General features: G+C 60.8%; 4 protein-coding genes. All 4 read left to right on the top strand.

All coding sequences use genetic code 11. The annotated features are described in order from the left end of the window. Window positions 1–22: 22 nt before the first annotated feature. Window positions 23–1,420 (top strand): HD domain-containing protein, encoded by a 1,398-nt coding sequence (locus K1X71_21255; protein MBX7075678.1) that lies wholly within the window; start codon window positions 23–25, stop codon window positions 1,418–1,420. Window positions 1,421–1,629: 209 nt separating this feature from the next. Next, on the top strand, window positions 1,630–2,058 hold the full coding sequence (locus tag K1X71_21250; GenBank protein ID MBX7075677.1) for a hypothetical protein: 429 nt from the start codon (window positions 1,630–1,632) through the stop codon (window positions 2,056–2,058). A 205-nt stretch (window positions 2,059–2,263) separates the two neighbouring features. Then, window positions 2,264–2,497 carry a DUF433 domain-containing protein gene (locus K1X71_21245; protein ID MBX7075676.1) on the top strand — a complete coding sequence of 78 codons (234 nt, stop codon included), beginning with the start codon at window positions 2,264–2,266 and terminating at the stop codon, window positions 2,495–2,497. Window positions 2,498–2,555: 58 nt separating this feature from the next. Beyond that, on the top strand, window positions 2,556–2,805 hold a 250-nt coding region (locus K1X71_21240; protein ID MBX7075675.1), incomplete at its 3' end, for a hypothetical protein.

Genomic DNA, 2,805 nt, shown 5'->3' with positions numbered 1-2,805 from the left:
AGCGGCACAATAATCCACTTCCATGAAGCACTTTGAAAGCGAAAGCCTGAGCCACGATCCAATCCACGGCTATATCGCTTTCACCTCCGCCCGATCCCTGCCAGAGGGGGAGGTCGCCGAGCAACACTTGATCGATCATCCCTGGGTGCAGCGATTGCGGCAGATCCACCAATTGCAAACCGCCTGGTGGGTCTACCCCTCGGCGGAGCATACGCGGTTTCAGCATGTGGTGGGGGCGATGCACCTGGCCAGCCGCGCGACCGCCGCCCTCTACGATAGCCTGGCCGCAGTCTGCGACGACGTGCCCAGCCGCGGCTATGTCGAATCGCTGTTGCGCCTGGCCGGCCTCTTGCACGACGTGGGGCACGGGCCGTTTGGCCATTTCTTCGACGACGAGTATCTGGCCGACTATGGGCTGACGCACGAAACGCTAGGCCGCACCATCATCCTCAGCGAACTCGGCGACCTGATCCGCCGCGTGCGCCGCAACCCCCACTCGCGGCTGGCGCCCGGCGAAACGCTCGACCCGGCCCACATCGCGTTTCTCATCACCCGCCCATCGCTTACCGCCGTGGCCGCCGGCCCGCGCTGGCTCACGCTGCTGCGCAGCCTGTTCAGCGGCATCTACACCGTCGACAACATGGACTTTGTCCTCCGCGACGCCTACATGACCGGCTACAGCACCAAGGCGTTCGATCTCGATCGCCTGCTGCACTACAGCTTCTTCACCCGCGACGGCCTGGCCTTGCACGCCCGAGGCGCCGCCGCGCTCGCCAGCTTTGTAGCCGTGCGCGCAGAACTCTTTCGTAGCGTGTACTTTCACCGCACGGTGCGCGCCATCGATCTGGCTCTGGGCGACCTGTTCGCCGACAGCAAATCGCTGCTGTTCCCCGGCAACCCACTATCGAACCTGCCGTCGTACCAGCGGTTCACCGAGTGGTCGCTGTTGGTCGATGTGGCCCGCTGGCGCGCAAGCGACGACCCAGGCCGCCGCGAGCTCGGCGAGCGCTGGCGCGCCTTCTTGTCGCGGCAAACGCCGTGGCGCATGGCCTGCGAGCGTACGCAATACTTTGGCCCGGGCATGGCCGAGCGGATGAGCATCTTCAGCCGCCAGGAGTTTGTCGAGCAGGCGCTGCGCGAGCGCTTGCCTGCCGAGCTAAAAATGATCCCCTTGCGGATCGACCTGGCGCGGCACGTGCATCGGCCGGGCACGCGGGGACCGACGGCGGGGCAGAACTTTTTGTTCGATCCGGCGACGCAGCAGACCCGGCCGCTGACCAGCAGCGAGTTGATGCGGCAGTTGCCGCACAGCTACCGCATTTGCCGAGTCTATTCGCAAGACCGGCAATACGACGCCGCGCTGGCCGCCGCGCTCGATGAACTGGTGGGGGGAGAAGAAGACGTGGCGACCAATATGTGAGCGGCTAGAGAATGCCCAACGTCATGCAGAGCGATCAGGCCGCGAGCGACGAGGCATCGCCGGCAATCGACTTGGCCAATTCCTCGGCCTTCTCCACAATGAGCGCATCCATGCGTCAATCTCTGCAGTTTGGTAGTTCCGAAAAAATGTCGATTTCCCTCGGGTGACACAAGATTTAGGACAGGTCCTGATTGCTCAGGAGCTAGAGCATGCTACGGTTGCCCACTAGTGTTCACAGTCCGAGTTCTCCCGCTTTTTGGTTGTTTGCCAGCGTCCTGGTGGTCATTCATTTAGGCTTCTTCGTATCGCTTGTCTGGTGGGTGGTTAAGTACCGGAATCCGTTGGGCATCGCCGGCGGGTACTTTCTTTCGCACACCGCAGTGGCCACGATTGTGTTGCCGTTTCTGTTTTCCGCCACTGGTGAAGAGGCTTGGGCGCTTTCCTTATATCTAATGTACTGTATCGACCTGCCGAGCTTGTTCTTGCTAGTGATGACTGATCTTGATCTCAACTCCCCAACCATGATGGCAATTGCCTATGTCATTGTGGGTGGAGGTATTTACGCTCTGATTGGGCTCATCGTCGGGTCCGTCGCGTGGCTCTTAAGGGGACAGCGCATTCGTCATCGCACAGGATAATAAAGCTTTGTCGATTTTCAGAACGAGCGAAGATGCGCGTGCAAGGCCAGCGTCGGCAATACTCGTGTCAACGCTCGGTCTTTTGATTATCTTGGTGCTTGGCTCGTTGACTCTCTGCTGATCGGACCTCTCCGAGTTAGCAAACCGGTTGCTCATGTGCCCCGCAGGGCGCCGGCCTGGGACCCTTGCCTGTGAGGAGAACTGCATGCCGCAACTCGACCGGATTACCTTCGATCCCAACGTGATGGGTGGCAAGCCCTGCATCCGCGGGATGCGAGTCACGGCGCGCATGATCGTGGGCTTGATCGCCAGCGGCGCGACGCCTGACGAAATCCTGGCGGACTATCCCTATCTTGAGGCCGAGGATATTCACGCCGCGCTGGCCGCCGCGCTCGACGAACTGGTGGGGGGAGAAGAAGACGTGGCGACCAATATGTGAGCGGCGAGAGAATGCCCGTCATCGACGGCGGCTAACGGCCCACGAGTGCCGAGGTGTTATGAACCAGCCCAAACCAGAATATGCGATCGTCGTGCCGATCGAGGAAGTAAAGCCGCGCGCTGCAAGCCTCAAATGGTGGATTCTGGCGCCACTTAGCATTCTGCTGCTGCCGGTGGCGCTGTACGGGATCACCAAGATTCCGATCGTGGAGCAATATCGCCTATCGAAGAAAGGCAATTCCATCGCGATCTACGACGGGTTCGAGTTCGTGGGGAGCGACCGGTTTAGAGCGTATCCCCAGAAGTTAA

This window comes from Pirellulales bacterium, assembly GCA_019694455.1.
Taxonomy (GTDB): Bacteria; Planctomycetota; Planctomycetia; order Pirellulales; family JAEUIK01; genus JAIBBY01.
Note: the sequence above shows the minus strand (reverse complement) of the source record. Positions and strands in the feature narration are given on the sequence as shown.

Excerpts from the sequence above, each read along its gene's own strand:
- K1X71_21255 (MBX7075678.1), top strand. The coding sequence starts at position 23 with ATGAAGCACTTTGAAAGCGAAAGCCTGAGCCACGATCCAATCCACGGC.
- K1X71_21250 (MBX7075677.1), top strand. The coding sequence starts at position 1,630 with ATGCTACGGTTGCCCACTAGTGTTCACAGTCCGAGTTCTCCCGCTTTT.
- K1X71_21245 (MBX7075676.1), top strand. The coding sequence starts at position 2,264 with ATGCCGCAACTCGACCGGATTACCTTCGATCCCAACGTGATGGGTGGC.